The sequence below is a fragment of the Rhodobacter sp. P1_C2 genome, assembly GCF_056406375.1.
Genome location: NZ_JBFUAG010000011.1, coordinates 17,515 through 33,313, shown reverse-complemented (window position 1 = coordinate 33,313; position 15,799 = coordinate 17,515). Strand labels below are relative to the sequence as shown.

Sequence of the window (15,799 nt, the reverse complement as noted above, 5' to 3'; positions counted from 1 at the left end):
AACGATAATCAATCAACATGCAAGGAGGAGTGGATGTTCTTGAGTATGAAATTTCGTCTGACTGCCATGGCCGTGGCCCTGGCCACCTGTGCCCTGCCCGCCTATGCCGACTTCTGGTCGGATGCCGGGGCGAAATACAAGGGTGTGACCCTGCATGGCGTCACCGAAAGCTCGCCCCCGTCGATGTACATCAAGGAAGTTCTGGCGCCCCAGTTCGAAAAGGCCACCGGCATCAAGGTCGAGATCGAGACGACCTCCTGGGACCAGATGTATGACAAGGCGATCAAGGACATGGAGGCCGGCACCGGCATCTATGACATGGTCTATATCGAGCAGGACATCATCTACGCCTACCTGCACCGCAACTTCCTGACCGACATCACCAAGTCCCTGAAGGACAAGCCGGAACTGAAGGCGCCGACCTATGACGACGCCAATTTCACCAGCTTCGCCAACTACTTCAAGAACGGCGACGGCGACCTGATGGGCGTTCCGATGGAAGCCTTCATCAAGCTTTACCTCTATCGCAAGGATCTCTTCACCGATCCGGAGATCATGAAGGCCTTCAAGGAAAAGACCGGCCACGACCTCGCCCCGGCCACCACGCATGAGCAATATACCGAGATTGCCGATTTCTTCACCCAATGGGGCAAGGATCACAATCTGGAGCTCTTCGGGTCGACCGCCCAGGCCCATACCGGCCACCCGGCCTCGTGGTACGAATATTTCGAATCCGTGGCGCCGACCTTCGGCGTCTATAACTGGGGCATCGACGCCAACAACAACTATGCGGCGACGGTGGAACATGGCGGTCAGATGAACTCTGACAAGGCCAAGGCGGCGCTGAAGTGGTGGCTGCACCTGCGCGACATCGCGGCGCCTGAAAGCTCGGCCTCGACCTGGACCGAAGTTGCGACCACCTTTGCGGCCGGTCGTGCGGCGCAGGGCCTCGTCTATGGCGAGAACGCCGCCTGGATCGAATCCGATGCCACCAAGTCCAAGGTCGTCGACAAGGTGGGCTTTGCCCTGCCGCCGCTCTCGGATGGCGTGATGGCCGATGCCGAAGCGGGCAAGGGCTACATCGGGTATTATGACGGCGGCGCCTTTGGCCTGCCCGTCAGCTCGAAGAACCAGGACGCGGCGCTGCTGTTCCTGGAATACATCGGCCAGAACGAGGTTCAGGCGGATTGGGCGGTCGCCGCACCGCGGATCACCAACACCGCGACCTATGACGACCCGAAAGTCGTCGCCATGGACAAGACTCTGGGCGGTTACTACACGATGCTGAAAGATCAGGGCAAATTGTTTGCGGGTGCGCCTCCCTACCCCTTCCATGCCCAGGTCCGCGAGGCGACCGCGCCGATCTTCTACCAGATCCTTCTGGGGCAGATCGACCCGGACACCGGGCTCGACCAGATGGCCGCCAAGGCCGAGGAAGAGCTGACCAACCTCGGGTATCGCAAGTAATCTGACCAGACAGTCGAGGGCCGCCGCCTGAGCAGCGGCGGCCCTTGCACCCCCGGCACGGGGCAAGGACGGGCACCCCGCCTTGCGAAAACGCACCGACAAATCGCTGGCCGGAACGGAAGAAACAGACCTTCGGGGAGGTGGGACGATGCGTTCCAACACGACTGGCTGGCTGATGCTGGCTCCAACTTTGCTGATCCTGGGCACTTTCGGCATCCTGCCCTTCATCTATGTACTTTTCGTCTCCTTTCACCAATGGAACCCCTTCGGCGCCAGCCATGACATGGTCTACAACGGTGCTGCGAACTTCCGCCGTCTGGTGTTTGACAAGGAATTCCTGCTCTCGGTCGGCCTGACCCTGAAGTTCGCCTTCTTCGCGGTCGGAAGCGAGGTCGTGCTGGGCTATTTCCTCGCCCAACTCCTGATGAAGGATTTCCCCGGCAAGGCGCTGTTCCGCACCGTCCACACGCTGCCGCTGATCGTGGCGCCGATCGTGGTGGGCTCGGTCTGGCGGCTGATGACGACGCCTTCGATCGGGATCATCCCGCATTTCCTGCACAACTGGTTCGGCTATGACATGAACATCGGCCGCGATGCCAATGTGGCCTTCGTGCTGACCGTGATCATGGATCTGTGGCACTGGACACCGCTCGTCACGCTGACCCTGCTCGCGGCCCTCCTCGCCCTGCCGAAAGACCCGTTCGAGCAGGCGCAGATCGACGGCGCCAACCGCAGGCAGATCTTTTGGCACATCACCCTGCCGATGATCCGCCCCGCCATCCTCGCCACCGTCTTCATCCGCATGATGGACGCGCTGCGCACGGTGGACGAGGTCTGGATGCTGACCGGCGGCGGACCGGGGGCCGCGACCCGCTACCTCGGCCTGCATATCTGGAAGATCGTCTTTCCCAAAACCGACTACGGCTATGGCTCGGCCATCTCGGTCATCGTGCTCTATCTCACGCTGGTCATGTGCTGGGTGCTTTACGTCGCCCTTGTCGCCCCCCGTCAGAAGAAGGTTGTCGAGCAATGACCGCGAAACGCCCCTGGCTGCAGCTTGTGATGTGGCTTGCCCTCAGCCTCTTGACCCTGTTCCCGATCTACTGGCTCTTCGTCATCTCGGTCAAACCGGCGGTGGATCTCTTCACCACGCCCAGCCTCTTGCTCGACACCGTCTACTGGACCAATTACGTCGAGGTCTTCCACGACGAGACGCTGCGCCGCTACATGCTGAACTCGGTCATCATCTCGACCGGGAACGCCTTCCTCGTGACCACGCTGGCCTTCTTCGCCTGCTATGCCCTGTCGCGCTATGACCTTGCGGGCAAAGAGAATATCTTCTTCTGGACCATCACCAACCGGATGGCCCCGGCGGCGGTGTTCCTTCTGCCCTTCTTCCTTCTCTTCACCCAGATCTTCACCTGGGGCGAGTGGAAGCTTTACGACACCCATATCGGGATGATCCTGCTTTACTGCACCTTCAACCTGCCCTTCGCGATCTGGACCCTGCGCCCCACCATCGACGGCATCCCGAAGGAACTGGACGAGGCGGCGACCGTCGATGGCGCCTCGACCTGGCAGGTGATCCGGCAGGTCATGTGGCCGCTCGCCAAACCCGGCCTTGCGGTGACGCTTATCCTGACCTGGGTCTTTGCCTGGAACGAGTTCCTGCTCGCCGCCACGCTCACCAGTTTCAAGGCGCGCACCATCACCACGGGCCTGTCGGAATATGTCACCACCACTGGCACCGAATGGGGCAAGATGGCCTCGATCTCGATCATCACGCTGATCCCGGCGCTTGTGATCTTCGCCGTGGTGCAGCGCCATATCGTCGCCGGCCTGACCTTCGGCGCGGTCAAGGAGTAAGCCCATGTCCGAGAACCCCAAACCGAAACGCCAGGGCTTCCTGCCCATCGTCACCAACTGGTTCGACCGGCTGTTCATCGGCATCTACCTCTTCGTGGCGCTGGAGCTGTTCTGGCTGCGCTTCATCGAAGTCGCCATCCCCCTGATCTTCGCCCACATCCTCGCCCTTGCCCTGGGCGTGTTGATCCTGTGGCGCGGCTGAAATTTCCTTTGGAGGAACACCATGAAAGCTCTGGTTCTTGAAGAGCGTCTGAGCCTGTCCCTGCGCGATTTCCCGATCGAACGGGAGGAGGCGATGGGCCCCCATGACGTGCGCATCAAGATGCACACGGTCGGCATCTGCGGGTCTGACGTGCATTACTACACCCACGGCGGCATCGGCGAATTCATCGTCCGCGCCCCGATGATCCTTGGCCACGAAGCCTCGGGCACCGTGATCGAGGCGGGGGCAGAGGTGAAGACGCTGAAGGTCGGCGACCGCGTCTGCATGGAGCCGGGCATCCCCGACCCCAACAGCCGCGCCACGCGTCTGGGCCTCTACAACATCGACCCCGCGGTGCGCTTCTGGGCCACCCCGCCGGTCCACGGCATCCTGCGCCCGACGGTCGTCCACCCCGAGGCTTTCACTTTCAAACTGCCCGACAACGTCTCCTTCGCCGAGGCCGCGATGGTCGAACCCCTGGCCGTTGGCGTCCATGCCGCGACCAAGGCGCAGATCAAACCGGGGGATGTGGCGCTGGTTTCGGGCGCCGGGCCGATCGGTCTGGTCACTGCGCTCGCCGCTTTGGCCGCCGGCTGCGCCCGGGTCTATGTCACCGACATCGACGAGACCAAGCTTGCCATCGCGGCCAGCCTTTCCACCGCCATCACCGCGCTGAACGTCAAATCCGATCCCCACGCCCAGATGATGCGCGAGACAGAGGGCTGGGGCGTCGAGGTGGTCTTCGAATGCTCCGGCAACCCGCGCGCCGCGACCGGCGTCTTTGACGCCCTCGCCCCCGGTGGCCGCGTCGTCTATGTCGGCATCCCGGTCGATCCCTTCACCTATGACCTTGGCAAGGCGATGGTCCGCGAGGCGCGGGTCGAGCATATCTTCCGTTATGCCCATGTCTTCCCGCGCTGCGTGGGCCTGCTCTCCTCGGGCGCCATCGACGTCAAGCCCTTGATCACCCGCACTTTCGCCTTTGACGACAGCGTCAATGCCTTCGAGATCGCCGCTTCCGCGCCCAAGGGCGAAGTGAAGATGCAGATCGAACTCCCGCAATAAGGAACCGACCATGGCGCAAGTCACAATCACCGATGTCAAGAAAAGCTATGGCGAGGCGAAGGTCATCCACGGGGTCAACGTCGAGATTGCCGATGGCGAGTTCGTCGTGCTGGTCGGCCCCTCGGGCTGCGGGAAATCGACGCTGCTGCGGATGATCGCCGGGCTTGAATCGATCTCGGGCGGCGAGATGCGGATCGGCTCGCGGGTGGTCAACGACGTGCCGCCCAAGGACCGCGACATCGCGATGGTCTTCCAGTCCTACGCGCTTTACCCGCACAAGACGGTGGCGGAAAACCTCGGCTTTTCCCTGATGATCAAGGGCGCACCCAAGGCGGAAATCGCGACCAAGGTGGGGCGGGCGGCGGAAATCCTTGACCTGACCAAGCTGCTGGACCGCTACCCCAAGCAACTGTCGGGCGGCCAGCGCCAGCGCGTCGCCATGGGCCGCGCCATCGTGCGCGACCCGCAGGTGTTTCTCTTTGACGAGCCGCTGTCGAACCTCGACGCCAAGCTGCGCGTCCAGATGCGGGTCGAGATCAAGGAACTGCACCGCCGCCTGAAGACCACGATCATCTATGTGACCCACGACCAGATCGAGGCGATGACCATGGCCGACAAGATCGTCGTCATGCGCGATGGCAGGGTCGAACAGATCGGCAAGCCGCTCGACCTTTACGACCGGCCGAACAACCTGTTCGTGGCGGGCTTCATCGGCAGCCCGGCGATGAATTTCCTCAATGGCAAGATCGTCACCCAGGACGGCCGGCAGTTCGTCCGCACCGAGGCCGGGATCGACCTGCCCTTGGAGGGGACGGGCCATCAGGACGGCCGCGCAGTCACCTATGGCGTGCGCCCCGAACATATCGCCATCGGCGCGGGCGGGCTGCCGGTCGATGTCTCGGTGCTGGAGCCGACCGGGTCGGAGACGCTGATCTTCGGCCGCCTCGGCGGTATCCCGATCGACGCGGTGGTGCGCGACCGGATCGATGCCGAGCCGGGCCAGACCCTGCCCTTCCGCATCGACACGCGGCGCGTCCATGTCTTCGACCAGAAGACCGGCGCAAGGATCTGAGGAGGAAGCCATGGATTTCACAGGTAAAAAAGTCATCCTGACCGGGGCCGGCAAGGGCATCGGCCGGGCCACGGCAGAGATCCTTCTGGCCAAAGGCGCCCAGGTCATCGCCCTGACCCGCAGCGCCGGCGACGTGGCAGAGTTGCAGGCCATGGGATGTAAGGCGATCCAGGTCGATCTGGCCGATGCCGAGGCGACCCGCGCCGCGGCACGCGAGGCCCTGCCTGCCGACCTGCTGATCAACTGCGCCGGCACGACCGAATTGCAGTCCTTCCTCGACACCACGGTGGAGGCCTTCGACCGCCTGATCGCCGTCAACACCCGCGCCCCGATGATCGTGGCGCAGGAATATGCCCGCGACCTGATCGGGCGCGGGCAGAAGGGGGCGATCGTCAACGTCTCTTCGGTCGCCGCCTTTGTCGGCATCCCGGACCACGCCTCTTACTGCGCCTCGAAGGCCGGGCTCGATGGGCTGACGCGGGTGATGGCCAAGGAACTGGCGCCGCAGGGCATCAGGGTCAATGGCGTGCATCCGACCGTGACCCTGACGCCGATGGCCGTGAAAGCCTGGAGCGATCCGGTCAAGGCCGCCGGGATGATGAACCGCATTCCGGTTGGCCGCTTTGCCGAAAGCGCCGATGTGACCGAGGTGATCCTCTTCCTGCTCTCGGACGAGGCGGCGATGGTCAACGGCATCTCGATGCCGGTCGACGGCGGCTACATGATCGCCTGACGCCCCCGCCCCGTTGCCATGGCGACGGGGCAGAGTTCAGACCCGGTCGAAATCTGCCGGGTCGATCGGCAAGGTGAAGCCGGTCTTGATACGGTCCATGATGACCATGGTCTTGAAGCTTTTGATATCCGGGTTCTCGTAAAAGAACTTGCGGGTGAACTGCTCGTAATCGGCCATGCTGTGCGCGGTGACGATGATCACGAAATCGGCGTCGCCGGTGACGTAATAGCCATTCATCACCTCCGCCGTGTTGCGGATGGATTGCTTGAACCGGTCGATGATATCGGCCCTCTCCCGCTCCAGCGTCACCAGAACGAACATCGCCAGCGGCAGGCCGACGTGACGCGGGCTGACGATGGCGACATCCGCCTCGATCACGCCACCGTCGCGCAGGCGTTTCAACCGCCGCTGCACCGCCGTCGGCGACAGGCCGACCAGCGCTCCCAGCTCCTCTGAGCTTTGCCGGTTCGAGCTTTGCAGGGCGTTCAGCAGTTTGGCATCCAGTCGATCCAGCTTCATCCGTTCCATCCGCAGAATTGCATCGTTTGCCCGCGCTTTTCGCCGGAAAGCTGCGCGGTCTCGAAAGCCTACGCAGAAAATCAGCCAAAGAACGCAGCTATTCTGCCTTAGGCCAGACGAAATGGAGAGCCAATGCTTGCGACGCCCCCTCATGCCCAATTGGCCCTGATGCGCCTTCTTGAACCGCAGCTGCTGCGCCGTGGTGCTTTTATTGGCGGTGAATGGATCAGCGCGGCAACGGAAGACCCGGTGACCGACCCCGCGACCGGGGTCGAGATCGCCCGCGTGGCACGCTGCACGCCCGCCGATGCCCGGCGCGCCATCGATGCGGCTGCGGCGGCCTTTCCGGGCTGGCGCGACATGCTGGCGCGCGACCGGGGCCGGATCTTGCGCCGCTGGGCCGATCTGATCCGCGACCATGCGGGCGATCTTGCGGTGATCCTGTCGGCCGAACAGGGCAAGCCCTTGCACGAAGCCCGCGACGAGATCCTTTACGGTGTCGATTTCATCGACTGGTTCGCCGCCGAGGGCGAGCGCGCCTATGGCGAGACGATCCCCGCCCACAAACCGGGCCGCCAGCTGGTGGTGTCGATGCAGCCGGTCGGCGTCGTGGCCGCGATCACGCCGTGGAACTTTCCCTCGGCGATGATCGCCCGCAAGGCGGCGGCGGCGCTGGCGGCGGGTTGCAGCGTCATCGTCAAACCGGCCGAAGAGACGCCGCTTTCTGCCCTCGCGCTGGCTACCCTCGCCGAGGAGGCCGGCCTGCCCGGATCGGTGCTGCAGGTGCTGACCGGGGATGGTGCGGCGCTTTGCGGGGTTCTGACCGCCGATGTCCGCGTGCGGGCGATCAGCTTTACCGGCTCGACCCGGGTGGGCGCGATCCTGTCGGCGGAGGCGGCACGCAGCATCAAGAAGGTCTCGCTGGAACTTGGCGGTCATGCGCCGGTCATCGTCTTTCCCGATGCCGATCTGGACCAGTCCATCGAGGATTGTCTGGCCGCGAAATTCGCCACCTCGGGGCAGGATTGCCTCGCCGCGAACCGGATCTACCTGCACGACGACATCCATGAGGCCTTTGCCAGCCGCTTTGCCGCCCGTGTTGCCCAGTTGCGCGTCGGGCCGGGGCTGGCCGAGGGCACCGAGATCGGCCCGATGACGCGGCGTTCGGTCGTCGACACCTGCGATGCGCAGATCGCCGATGCGCTGGCGCAGGGCGCGGTCCTGCTGACCGGCAGCCGCCCCTTGTCCAGCGGGAATTTCGTGCCCCCCACCGTTCTGTCCGAGGTGCAGGACACGATGCGCATCACCCGGGAGGAGACCTTCGGCCCGGTCGCGGCGCTTATGCGCTTTTCCACCGAGGCCGAGGTGATCGCCCGCGCCAATGCCTCGGAGATGGGACTCGCGGCCTATGTCTTCACCCGCGACCTCGGCCGCGCGATGCGGCTGACTGCGGCGCTGGAATACGGGATGGTCGCGGTCAACACCGCCTCTTTCACCGGCGCGCCGATCCCCTTTGGCGGCTGGAAGGGTTCGGGTCTGGGCCGCGAAGGCGCCCGGCAGGGTTTGGCCGAATTCATGGAACTCAAATACGTCTGTTTCGGCGGCCTGGCCGCTTAAGGAAATCACCATGCAAGACATCGAAGAGATCATCCGCCAGGACCGCGCCGCGGTGCTGCACCCCTTCACCTACCTCAAGGGCCATGCCGATGGCACCGGGCCAGAGCCGACCGTGGTGCAGACCGGCAAGGGCGTGCGGATCACCGATGCCCGCGGGCGGGAATATATCGACGGTTTCGCCGGGCTTTACTGCGTGAACGTCGGCTATGGCCGCACCGAAGTGGCCGAGGCCATCGCGCGCCAGGCCTATCAGCTGGCCTATTACCACAGCTATGCCGGCCACACGACCGAGGCGCTGGCCCGGCTGTCCGACCGTCTGGTCCGGATGGCGCCAGGCAAGATGTCGAAGGTGTTCTACGGCATGTCGGGGTCTGACGCGAACGAGACCCAGGCCAAGATCGTCTGGTATTACAACAACCTGCGCGGTAAGCCTCAGAAGAAGAAGATCATCTCGCGCGACCGCGGCTATCACGGCTGTTCGGTCGTGGCGGGGTCGATGACGGGGCTCAGCTTCTATCACGACCATATGGACCTGCCGGTCAGCGGCATCCTGCGCACCGGCGTGCCGCATTACTGGCGCGGCGCGGAGGCGGGCGAAAGCGAGGCCGACTTCTCGACCCGCCGCGCCCGCGAGCTGGAGGAGATGATCCTGCGCGAGGGCCCCGACACCGTCGGCGCCTTCATCGCCGAGCCGGTTCTGGGCACCGGGGGCCTCGTGCCGCCGCCCGCAGGCTATTGGGCGGCCATTCAGGCGGTTCTGCGCCGCTACGACATCCTTCTGATCGCGGATGAGGTGATCACCGGCTTCGGGCGGACCGGGGCGCTGTTCGGATCGGAGCTGTACGGGATCGAGCCGGATCTGATCACCGTGGCCAAGGGCCTGACCTCGGCCTATGTGCCGCTTTCGGCCTGTCTGGTCAGCGAAAAGGTCTTTGCGGTGATGGCCGAGGGCACCGCGAAGGTGGGCAGCTTCTCGCATGGCTATACCTATTCGGGCCATCCGATCGGGGCTGCGGCGGCCAATGCCGTTCTGGATATCGTCGAGGCGGAGAACTTGCCCGGCCGTGCGGCGGAAAACGGCGCCTACCTCAACCAGCGTCTGAAGGAGGCTTTCGCCCAGAACCCCTTCGTGGGCGAGGTGCGCGGGGTGGGTTTGATGGCCGCTATCGAGTTTGTGGCGGACCGCGAGACCCGGCGTGGCTTCGATCCGGCCCTGACCATCGGTGCCAAGGTTTCGGCCGCCTGCCGCGCGCGGGGTCTGATCGCCCGGGCGATGCCGCATGGCGACATCCTCGGCTTTGCCCCGCCCCTCGTCATCACCAAAGCCGAGATCGACGAGATGATGGAGATCACCATCGCCGCCGTCGCCTCTGTCACCGACACCCTGCCCGCCCGCTAGCCCAAGGACGCCAGACCGATGCAACATGCCCTGAGGGTGCTGAACCTGCGCAAGTCCTTTGGCCCGATCACGGTCTTTGACGGCATCGACCTTGCCATGGCGCCGGGGCAGGTCGTCTCGCTCATCGGGGCATCGGGATCGGGCAAAAGCACGATCCTGCGCTGCATCAACTTTCTGGAAATGCCCGATTTCGGCACGGTCGAGGTCTTCGACAAGGGCGTTTCCATTGCAAAAGACAGCACTGGCGCGCTGTCGGTCGTGAACCGGCGGCAGATCCGTGAGATCCGTCAGATCGTCGGCATGGTGTTCCAGAACTTCAACCTCTGGCCGCACCGCACGGCGCTTGGCAATGTGACGGAGGCCTTGATCCATGTCCTCGGGCAGGACAAGGCCGCGGCGCGCGAGGCGGGCCTGGCCGCGCTGGAGAAGGTCGGCATGGCCTCCTTCGCCGCCCGTTACCCTTCGCAGCTGTCGGGCGGCCAGCAGCAGCGCGTCGCCATCGCCCGCGTTCTGGCCATGCGGCCGCGCGTCATGCTGTTCGATGAGGCAACCTCGGCGCTTGACCCCGAGCTTGTGGGTGAGGTCCTGAAGGTGCTGCGGCTTCTGGCCGAAGAGGGCAACACGATCCTGCAGGTCACCCACGAGATGCGCTATGCGCGCGAAGTCTCGGACCGGATGGTGTTCCTGCACCGGGGCAAGATCCTGCAGGACGCCGCCCCCGAAGAGCTTTTCCGCAATCCCGCCGACGAGGCCGTCAGGCGGTTCCTATCCGGCAGCGCGTAAGCCAGCCGTCCTTCAACACAGAAAAACAGGGAAAAAACATGAGAAAGACCTTCTTCGCGACCCTTCTTGCGGCAGCAGCCCTTTCGGTCGGCAGCATGGCCTTGGCCGACAATGGCGTGCTGCGCGTCGGCACCGAGGGCGATGCGCCCAATTTCTCGATGGCCGATGCCAGTGGCAATGTCACCGGCTTTGACGCCGATGTGGCCAATGCGCTGTGCACCAAGCTGGAGATGACCTGCAAGTTCGTCGTCCAATCCTTCAGCACGCTGGTGCCCTCGATGGACAGCGACCGGTTCGACGTGATCATCTCCGGCCTTGGCATCACCGATGCGCGGCGCGAGAAGATCGACTATTCGATCCCCTATGCCTCGACCCCGCAGTATTTCGTGGTGGCCAAGGATTCGCCCCTCGCCGCGGCCAAGGACCTGCCGACGATCCTTGCCGGGCTGAAGGGCAAGACCGTGGGCGTCGTCAACGGCACGACCTATTCGCGCTTTGTCGCCAAGATGGCGCCGGAGGCCACGCTGAACACCTATGACGCCACGACCCAGCAGCTGGCCGACCTGGCCGCTGGCCGGGTGGATGCGGCCCTGAGCGACTCGCCCACCTGGGTCGACTTCTTCAAGACCCCGGAAAGCGCCGGTTTCACCAAGATCGACGTCCGCATCCTGCCGACAGCCGACCACGAGACCCTGGGCTACGGCATGGGTGTTGGCCTGAAAAAGGGCAATACCGCGCTGCAGGCCAAGCTCGACAGCGCGATGTGCGACCTGATCAAGGATGGCACCATTGCAGCTTCCAGCCAGAAGTGGTTCGGGGAAGACTATTCGCTGCCCTGCGCCAAGTGATCCTGCCAGACCGACAGCGCGGCGGCCCCCCCGCCGCGCCGCCACGGAGAGCCCATGATGCGACCTGACCTCTTGACCCTGTTGATCGAACAGGGATGGGCCCTGGCACTGCTGAAGGGAGCGGCCATCACCATCGCGGCCGCCCTTCTGGGCACCGCGCTGGGGATCGTGATGGGCTTTCCCCTCGCCATCCTGCGCTGGCGCGCCGTGCCGGTGCTGTCGCCCTTGGTTGCGACCTATTCCGCCCTGGTCCGCGGGGTTCCGGGGCTTCTGGTGATCTATCTGATCTTCTTCGGCTCGATCCAGACGGTCGAGGCGGTGCTGGCAGCCCTGCGGCTGGGCGGCGACAGCAACATCGTGCCCTTCCTCATGGGCGTCATCGCCATCGGGGTGATCTCCTGCTCCTATTCGATCGAGGTGTTCCGGGCGGCGCTGCATGCCATTCCCTTCGGCCAGATCGAGGCGGCCCAGGCGGTCGGCATGTCGGGCTGGGTGGCCTTTCGCCGGATCATCGCGCCCCTCGCCCTGCGCACGGCGATCGGCGGATTGAACAATGTCTGGCAGATGACGGTGAAGGACACCTCGCTCGTCTCGGTCGTGGGCCTGCAGGAGATGCTGCGCGTCGCGGCCATCGCCGCCGGCATCACCCGCAGCGCCTTGGTCTTCTACATCCTCGCGGCCCTGCTTTACCTGCTGATCACCTTGGTCAGCCAGTTCCTGTTCCTGCGCGCCGAACGCGCCCTGAACCTCGGTTTCGGAGGCCGGTCATGATCATCGACACCGCCCTCATCGGCATGGCCCTGCCGCTTCTGGCCACCGGCGCCCTGGTCACGCTGAAGATCACCGCCGTCGGCATCGTGATCGGATTGCCGCTCGGCCTTGGCATGGCGCTGTTGCGGCTGCATCGGCACCGGTTGATCGCGCGTCTGGCCGATGGCTATGCCGGGCTCTTCCGCGGCACGCCGATGCTGGTGCAGCTTTTCATCATCTACTACGGCTTTGGCGAGATTGCCTTCATCCGCCAGACACCCGCCCTCTGGTGGTTCTTCCGTGACGCGCTGTTCTGCGCCGAACTGGCGGTGGTGCTGAACACGGTCGCCTATACATCCGAGATCTTCCGCACCGCCTTTCAGGCGATCCCCCCGGGCCAGATCGAGGCCGCCCTTGCGATGGGGATGAGCCCCTCCACGCTGCTGCGCCGCATCCGCCTGCCCCTGGCCTTTCGCAGCGCCCTGCCGGTCTATGCCTCCGAAGCCATCACCGTGGTGAAAGAGACCAGCCTCGCCTCCACCATCACCGTGCTGGAGATCACCGGCCAGGCCAAGCGCCTGATGAGCCAGACCTTCGCGATCTTTGAAATCTTCGCCATCGCCTCGCTGCTTTACCTGGCGATCAACCTGCTGTGCCTTGGGCTGTTCTACCTTCTGGAACGCCAGATGACCCGCGGCACGCGTTAACCTCAGGACCCCTGACATGAGCCTTCTGACCTTCTTCCCCCTCGAAGCCGACCTGCCCGCGCCGCGCCACGGCGTCCCCCTGCCCGACCGCCTGGTCGAAGGCGCACCCAAATTCCGCACCTGGGATCTGGCGCAGAACGCCGATGGCACCATGACCGCCGGCATCTGGGAGGCGACGCCGGGCGCCTACCGCTCGATCAAGGGCGGGACCTGGGAGTTCTGCACCATCCTCTCGGGCGTCTCCGAACTGGTCGAGGATGGCAAGCCGCCGCGCCGCATCGGGCCGGGCGATACCTTCGTGATGAACCCCGGCTTTGTCGGCACCTGGCGGGTGATCGAGACCACGCGCAAGCTCTGGGTCTCGAAGGACTGAGGGCGATGACCGAAGAGAGCCCGCGCAACACGCCCTATTGGTGGGATGCCACCCCCCTGCCCGCGATCGCCCCGCAGCCCCTGCCGCACAGCGTGGATGTGGCGATCGTCGGCGGTGGCTATACCGGCATCGCCGCCGCCATCGAACTGGCCGCAGCCGGACGCTCGGTCGCGGTCTTCGACAAGGCGCGCCTCGGCGAGGGCGCCTCGACGCGCAATGGCGGTATGACCAGCGGGTCGATCCGCCCCAGCCATGCCGCCCTGACCCGAACCTATGGCGAGGCGCGGGCCCTTGCCATCCTGCACGAGGGCAAGGAAGCGCGCGAGGACCTCTGGCGCTATCTGGACGAGGCCCGGATCGACTGCGGCTTCCACCTCAGCGGCCTGTTCGACGGGGCGATGACCGCGGCCGAACAGGAGGCGCTGGACCGCAAGGCCGAGCTGCTGAACCGCGTCCTTGGGGTCGAGGCCTATGCCGTGCCGAAGGGCGAGGTGGCGGGCGTGATCGGAACCACCCTTTACCGCAGCGGCATGGTGCGCCCCGACATCGGCGGTCTGGACCCGGCGCGGCTCTTTGCCGGCATGGTGGCCCATGCCAGCGCCCTTGGTGCCGGGCTTTACCCGGAAACCGCGGTTCAGGCGATCGAGGCCGAGGGGGTCGGCTTTCGCCTGCGGCTTGATCGGGGCACGTTGCGGGCCGGACAGGTCATCGAATGCACCAATGGCTATACCGACGCGGCCGACCCCTGGCTGCGCCGCCGACTGGTGCCGGTGCGCAGCCGGATCATCGCCACCGAGCCCCTGGCGCCCGAGGTGATGGCCCGGCTGATGCCGAAACGGATGATGCATGGCGACATGCGCAAGCTCAGCTATTACTACCGCCCCTCGCCCGACGGCCAGCGCATCCTCTTCGGCGGGCGCGACGGCACCACGGCGGGCGACCCGATGGCGCCGACGCTGCACCTGCGCCGCGAGCTGGCCCGGATCTTCCCCGAACTGGCCGAGGTGGCGATCACCCACAGCTGGTTCGGCAATGTCGCGATGAACCGCCACATGATCCCGAAACTGTTCCGCCGCGCCGGGCGCGTCTATGCCACCGGCTATTGCGGCTCGGGCGTGGTCTGGGCGCGCTGGCTGGGCAAGAAGGCGGCGCGGATGGCGCTGAACGAAGCCGAGGGCGCCCGAAGCGCCTTCGATCTTGACGCACCACCCGCGATCCCGCTTTACCGTGGCAAGCCCTGGTTCATCCCGGCGGTCTTTGCCTGGTATGCCTGGCAAGACCGCAAGACCCAGCGCAAGGTGGAAGCCGCGAGCTGAGCGCAAAGCCTGTCGGGCGACGCAACCGCCGCCCGACAGGCTTTGCGCCCCGACGCCCATTCTGAACAGCAGGCATACGATGACACTTCTCTTCAACTCCGATCCCACGCGCGGCGCGATCTTTGCCGAGATCTTCGGCGCGGCCTTTCCCGGCATCCCGGTCCGGATCGGCGCCGACAGCGTTGCCGGCCCCGAGGTGCGCTATCTGGTGACCTGGCAGGCGCCGCCCGACCTCTTCACCCGCTATCCCAACCTGGAGCTGGTCCTGTCGCTGGGCGCTGGTGTCGACCAGTTCGACCTCGCCGCCTTTCCGCCCCATGTCCAACTGGTGCGGTTGGTGGATGAGGATTTCGCCTCGATGATGCGCGATTATGCCTGCATGGCGGTGTTGGCCTGCCACCGCAACCTGCCCGAATATGCCGGACAACAGCGCGCCGAGGTCTGGCGCGAGGTGCCGGTCCGCCTCGCCGCGGAACGGCGTGTCGGCGTTCTGGGCCTGGGGCATCTGGGGCTGGCAGTGACCGCGGCGCTGGCGGGCTTCGGCTTTCCCCTTTCGGGGTGGAGCCGCTCTCCCCGCAGCGTGAAGGGCCTGCGCTGCCTGTCCGGCCCCACGGGGCTGGCGACGATCCTGGCCCAATCCGACATAATCGTCTGCCTCCTGCCCCTGACGGAAGAGACGCGCGGCATCCTGAACGCCGATCTTTTCGCCAGACTGCCGCAAGGGGCGTCGCTGGTCCATGCGGGGCGTGGCGCGCAGCTCGACCCTGATGCCCTGCTTGCAGCGCTCGACAGCGGCCATCTCGCCAGCGCCATCCTCGATGTCACCGAGCCTGAGCCGCTGCGCCCGGGCGATCCCCTCTGGCGGCATCCCAGGGTGATCATCACCCCGCATGTCGCCTGCCAGACCCGGCCGCAAAGCCTCGCCCGGCATGCCATCTCTGTCCTGCGGGCGCATCAGGCCGGACAGCCCCTGCCCGGACGCGTCGAAAGCACGCGCGGCTACTGACGGCGCCGCCCCCCGCCCTTTGGAGAGCGTCCTTGCAACGGAAAGGCGCGAAAAGCCCTGTGGGACTTGCTCTTCG

17 protein-coding genes are annotated in these 15,799 nt (G+C 65.1%); 16 read left to right on the top strand and 1 reads right to left on the bottom strand.

All coding sequences use genetic code 11. From position 1 onward, the window contains the following. The first annotated feature begins 33 nt into the window (after nt 1-33). The 7 genes from AC1DZT_RS18245 (at nt 34) to AC1DZT_RS18215 (ending at nt 6,405) form a co-directional block, all read left to right on the top strand. Nucleotides 34-1,467 (top strand): ABC transporter substrate-binding protein, encoded by a 1,434-nt coding sequence (locus AC1DZT_RS18245; RefSeq protein WP_478008075.1) that lies wholly within the window; start codon nt 34-36, stop codon nt 1,465-1,467. A 148-nt stretch (nt 1,468-1,615) separates the two neighbouring features. After that, the gene (locus AC1DZT_RS18240) at nt 1,616-2,500 is read left to right on the top strand and encodes a carbohydrate ABC transporter permease (protein ID WP_478008074.1); all 885 of its coding nucleotides are present in this window, start codon (nt 1,616-1,618) and stop codon (nt 2,498-2,500) included. Then, the gene (locus AC1DZT_RS18235) at nt 2,497-3,333 is read left to right on the top strand and encodes a carbohydrate ABC transporter permease (RefSeq protein ID WP_478008073.1); all 837 of its coding nucleotides are present in this window, start codon (nt 2,497-2,499) and stop codon (nt 3,331-3,333) included. Before AC1DZT_RS18240 ends, AC1DZT_RS18235 begins: the two co-directional genes overlap by 4 nt. Before the next feature lie 4 nt (nt 3,334-3,337). Beyond that, a complete protein-coding gene (locus AC1DZT_RS18230) occupies nt 3,338-3,535 on the top strand; it encodes a DUF2160 family membrane protein (protein ID WP_478008072.1) in 198 nt (65 codons plus the stop codon). A 21-nt stretch (nt 3,536-3,556) separates the two neighbouring features. Continuing rightward, on the top strand, nt 3,557-4,600 hold the full coding sequence (locus AC1DZT_RS18225) for an NAD(P)-dependent alcohol dehydrogenase (RefSeq protein WP_478008071.1): 1,044 nt from the start codon (nt 3,557-3,559) through the stop codon (nt 4,598-4,600). Nucleotides 4,601-4,610: 10 nt separating this feature from the next. After that, the gene (locus AC1DZT_RS18220; protein ID WP_478008070.1) at nt 4,611-5,672 is read left to right on the top strand and encodes an ABC transporter ATP-binding protein; all 1,062 of its coding nucleotides are present in this window, start codon (nt 4,611-4,613) and stop codon (nt 5,670-5,672) included. Between the two features lie 10 nt (nt 5,673-5,682). Then, nucleotides 5,683-6,405 carry an SDR family oxidoreductase gene (locus AC1DZT_RS18215; RefSeq protein WP_478008069.1) on the top strand — a complete coding sequence of 241 codons (723 nt, stop codon included), beginning with the start codon at nt 5,683-5,685 and terminating at the stop codon, nt 6,403-6,405. 36 nt (nt 6,406-6,441) lie between these two features. On the opposite strand, the gene AC1DZT_RS18210 is transcribed toward AC1DZT_RS18215, so the two are convergent. Next, entirely contained in the window at nt 6,442-6,924 is a 483-nt protein-coding gene (locus AC1DZT_RS18210; RefSeq protein ID WP_478008068.1) for an Lrp/AsnC family transcriptional regulator, read from the bottom strand. Nucleotides 6,925-7,056: 132 nt separating this feature from the next. On the opposite strand from AC1DZT_RS18210, the gene AC1DZT_RS18205 reads away from it, so the two are divergent. From AC1DZT_RS18205 to AC1DZT_RS18165, 9 genes are all read left to right on the top strand, one after another. Then, nucleotides 7,057-8,541 carry an NAD-dependent succinate-semialdehyde dehydrogenase gene (locus tag AC1DZT_RS18205; RefSeq protein WP_478008067.1) on the top strand — a complete coding sequence of 495 codons (1,485 nt, stop codon included), beginning with the start codon at nt 7,057-7,059 and terminating at the stop codon, nt 8,539-8,541. A 10-nt stretch (nt 8,542-8,551) separates the two neighbouring features. Beyond that, nucleotides 8,552-9,940, top strand: a complete 1,389-nt coding sequence (locus AC1DZT_RS18200) for an aminotransferase (RefSeq protein ID WP_478008066.1) — start codon at nt 8,552-8,554, stop codon at nt 9,938-9,940. An 18-nt stretch (nt 9,941-9,958) separates the two neighbouring features. Then, a complete protein-coding gene (locus AC1DZT_RS18195; RefSeq protein WP_478008065.1) occupies nt 9,959-10,723 on the top strand; it encodes an amino acid ABC transporter ATP-binding protein in 765 nt (254 codons plus the stop codon). Nucleotides 10,724-10,761: 38 nt separating this feature from the next. Continuing rightward, nucleotides 10,762-11,571, top strand: coding sequence for a transporter substrate-binding domain-containing protein (locus AC1DZT_RS18190; protein WP_478008064.1), 810 nt, complete (start codon nt 10,762-10,764; stop codon nt 11,569-11,571). Nucleotides 11,572-11,625: 54 nt separating this feature from the next. After that, nucleotides 11,626-12,342 (top strand): ABC transporter permease subunit, encoded by a 717-nt coding sequence (locus AC1DZT_RS18185; RefSeq protein WP_478008063.1) that lies wholly within the window; start codon nt 11,626-11,628, stop codon nt 12,340-12,342. Next, a complete protein-coding gene (locus AC1DZT_RS18180; RefSeq protein WP_478008062.1) occupies nt 12,339-13,028 on the top strand; it encodes an ABC transporter permease in 690 nt (229 codons plus the stop codon). The genes AC1DZT_RS18185 and AC1DZT_RS18180 overlap by 4 nt, the downstream gene beginning before the upstream one ends. A 16-nt stretch (nt 13,029-13,044) precedes the next feature. Next, complete coding sequence (locus AC1DZT_RS18175; RefSeq protein WP_478008061.1) at nt 13,045-13,401, top strand: cupin domain-containing protein; 357 nt, start codon at nt 13,045-13,047, stop codon at nt 13,399-13,401. Nucleotides 13,402-13,406: 5 nt separating this feature from the next. Further along, on the top strand, nt 13,407-14,717 hold the full coding sequence (locus AC1DZT_RS18170) for an NAD(P)/FAD-dependent oxidoreductase (protein WP_478008060.1): 1,311 nt from the start codon (nt 13,407-13,409) through the stop codon (nt 14,715-14,717). A gap of 79 nt (nt 14,718-14,796) precedes the next feature. Further along, on the top strand, nt 14,797-15,723 hold the full coding sequence (locus tag AC1DZT_RS18165) for a 2-hydroxyacid dehydrogenase (RefSeq protein WP_478008059.1): 927 nt from the start codon (nt 14,797-14,799) through the stop codon (nt 15,721-15,723). The last annotated feature ends 76 nt before the right edge of the window (nt 15,724-15,799 follow it).

Coding starts and splice junctions, on each gene's coding strand:
- AC1DZT_RS18175 (WP_478008061.1), top strand. CDS start 13,045: ATGAGCCTTCTGACCTTCTTCCCCCTCGAAGCCGACCTGCCCGCGCCG.
- AC1DZT_RS18210 (WP_478008068.1), bottom strand. CDS start 6,924: ATGAAGCTGGATCGACTGGATGCCAAACTGCTGAACGCCCTGCAAAGC.
- AC1DZT_RS18225 (WP_478008071.1), top strand. CDS start 3,557: ATGAAAGCTCTGGTTCTTGAAGAGCGTCTGAGCCTGTCCCTGCGCGAT.
- AC1DZT_RS18165 (WP_478008059.1), top strand. CDS start 14,797: ATGACACTTCTCTTCAACTCCGATCCCACGCGCGGCGCGATCTTTGCC.
- AC1DZT_RS18170 (WP_478008060.1), top strand. CDS start 13,407: ATGACCGAAGAGAGCCCGCGCAACACGCCCTATTGGTGGGATGCCACC.
- AC1DZT_RS18230 (WP_478008072.1), top strand. CDS start 3,338: ATGTCCGAGAACCCCAAACCGAAACGCCAGGGCTTCCTGCCCATCGTC.
- AC1DZT_RS18220 (WP_478008070.1), top strand. CDS start 4,611: ATGGCGCAAGTCACAATCACCGATGTCAAGAAAAGCTATGGCGAGGCG.
- AC1DZT_RS18215 (WP_478008069.1), top strand. CDS start 5,683: ATGGATTTCACAGGTAAAAAAGTCATCCTGACCGGGGCCGGCAAGGGC.
- AC1DZT_RS18205 (WP_478008067.1), top strand. CDS start 7,057: ATGCTTGCGACGCCCCCTCATGCCCAATTGGCCCTGATGCGCCTTCTT.
- AC1DZT_RS18180 (WP_478008062.1), top strand. CDS start 12,339: ATGATCATCGACACCGCCCTCATCGGCATGGCCCTGCCGCTTCTGGCC.
- AC1DZT_RS18235 (WP_478008073.1), top strand. CDS start 2,497: ATGACCGCGAAACGCCCCTGGCTGCAGCTTGTGATGTGGCTTGCCCTC.
- AC1DZT_RS18185 (WP_478008063.1), top strand. CDS start 11,626: ATGATGCGACCTGACCTCTTGACCCTGTTGATCGAACAGGGATGGGCC.
- AC1DZT_RS18240 (WP_478008074.1), top strand. CDS start 1,616: ATGCGTTCCAACACGACTGGCTGGCTGATGCTGGCTCCAACTTTGCTG.
- AC1DZT_RS18200 (WP_478008066.1), top strand. CDS start 8,552: ATGCAAGACATCGAAGAGATCATCCGCCAGGACCGCGCCGCGGTGCTG.
- AC1DZT_RS18190 (WP_478008064.1), top strand. CDS start 10,762: ATGAGAAAGACCTTCTTCGCGACCCTTCTTGCGGCAGCAGCCCTTTCG.
- AC1DZT_RS18245 (WP_478008075.1), top strand. CDS start 34: ATGTTCTTGAGTATGAAATTTCGTCTGACTGCCATGGCCGTGGCCCTG.
- AC1DZT_RS18195 (WP_478008065.1), top strand. CDS start 9,959: ATGCAACATGCCCTGAGGGTGCTGAACCTGCGCAAGTCCTTTGGCCCG.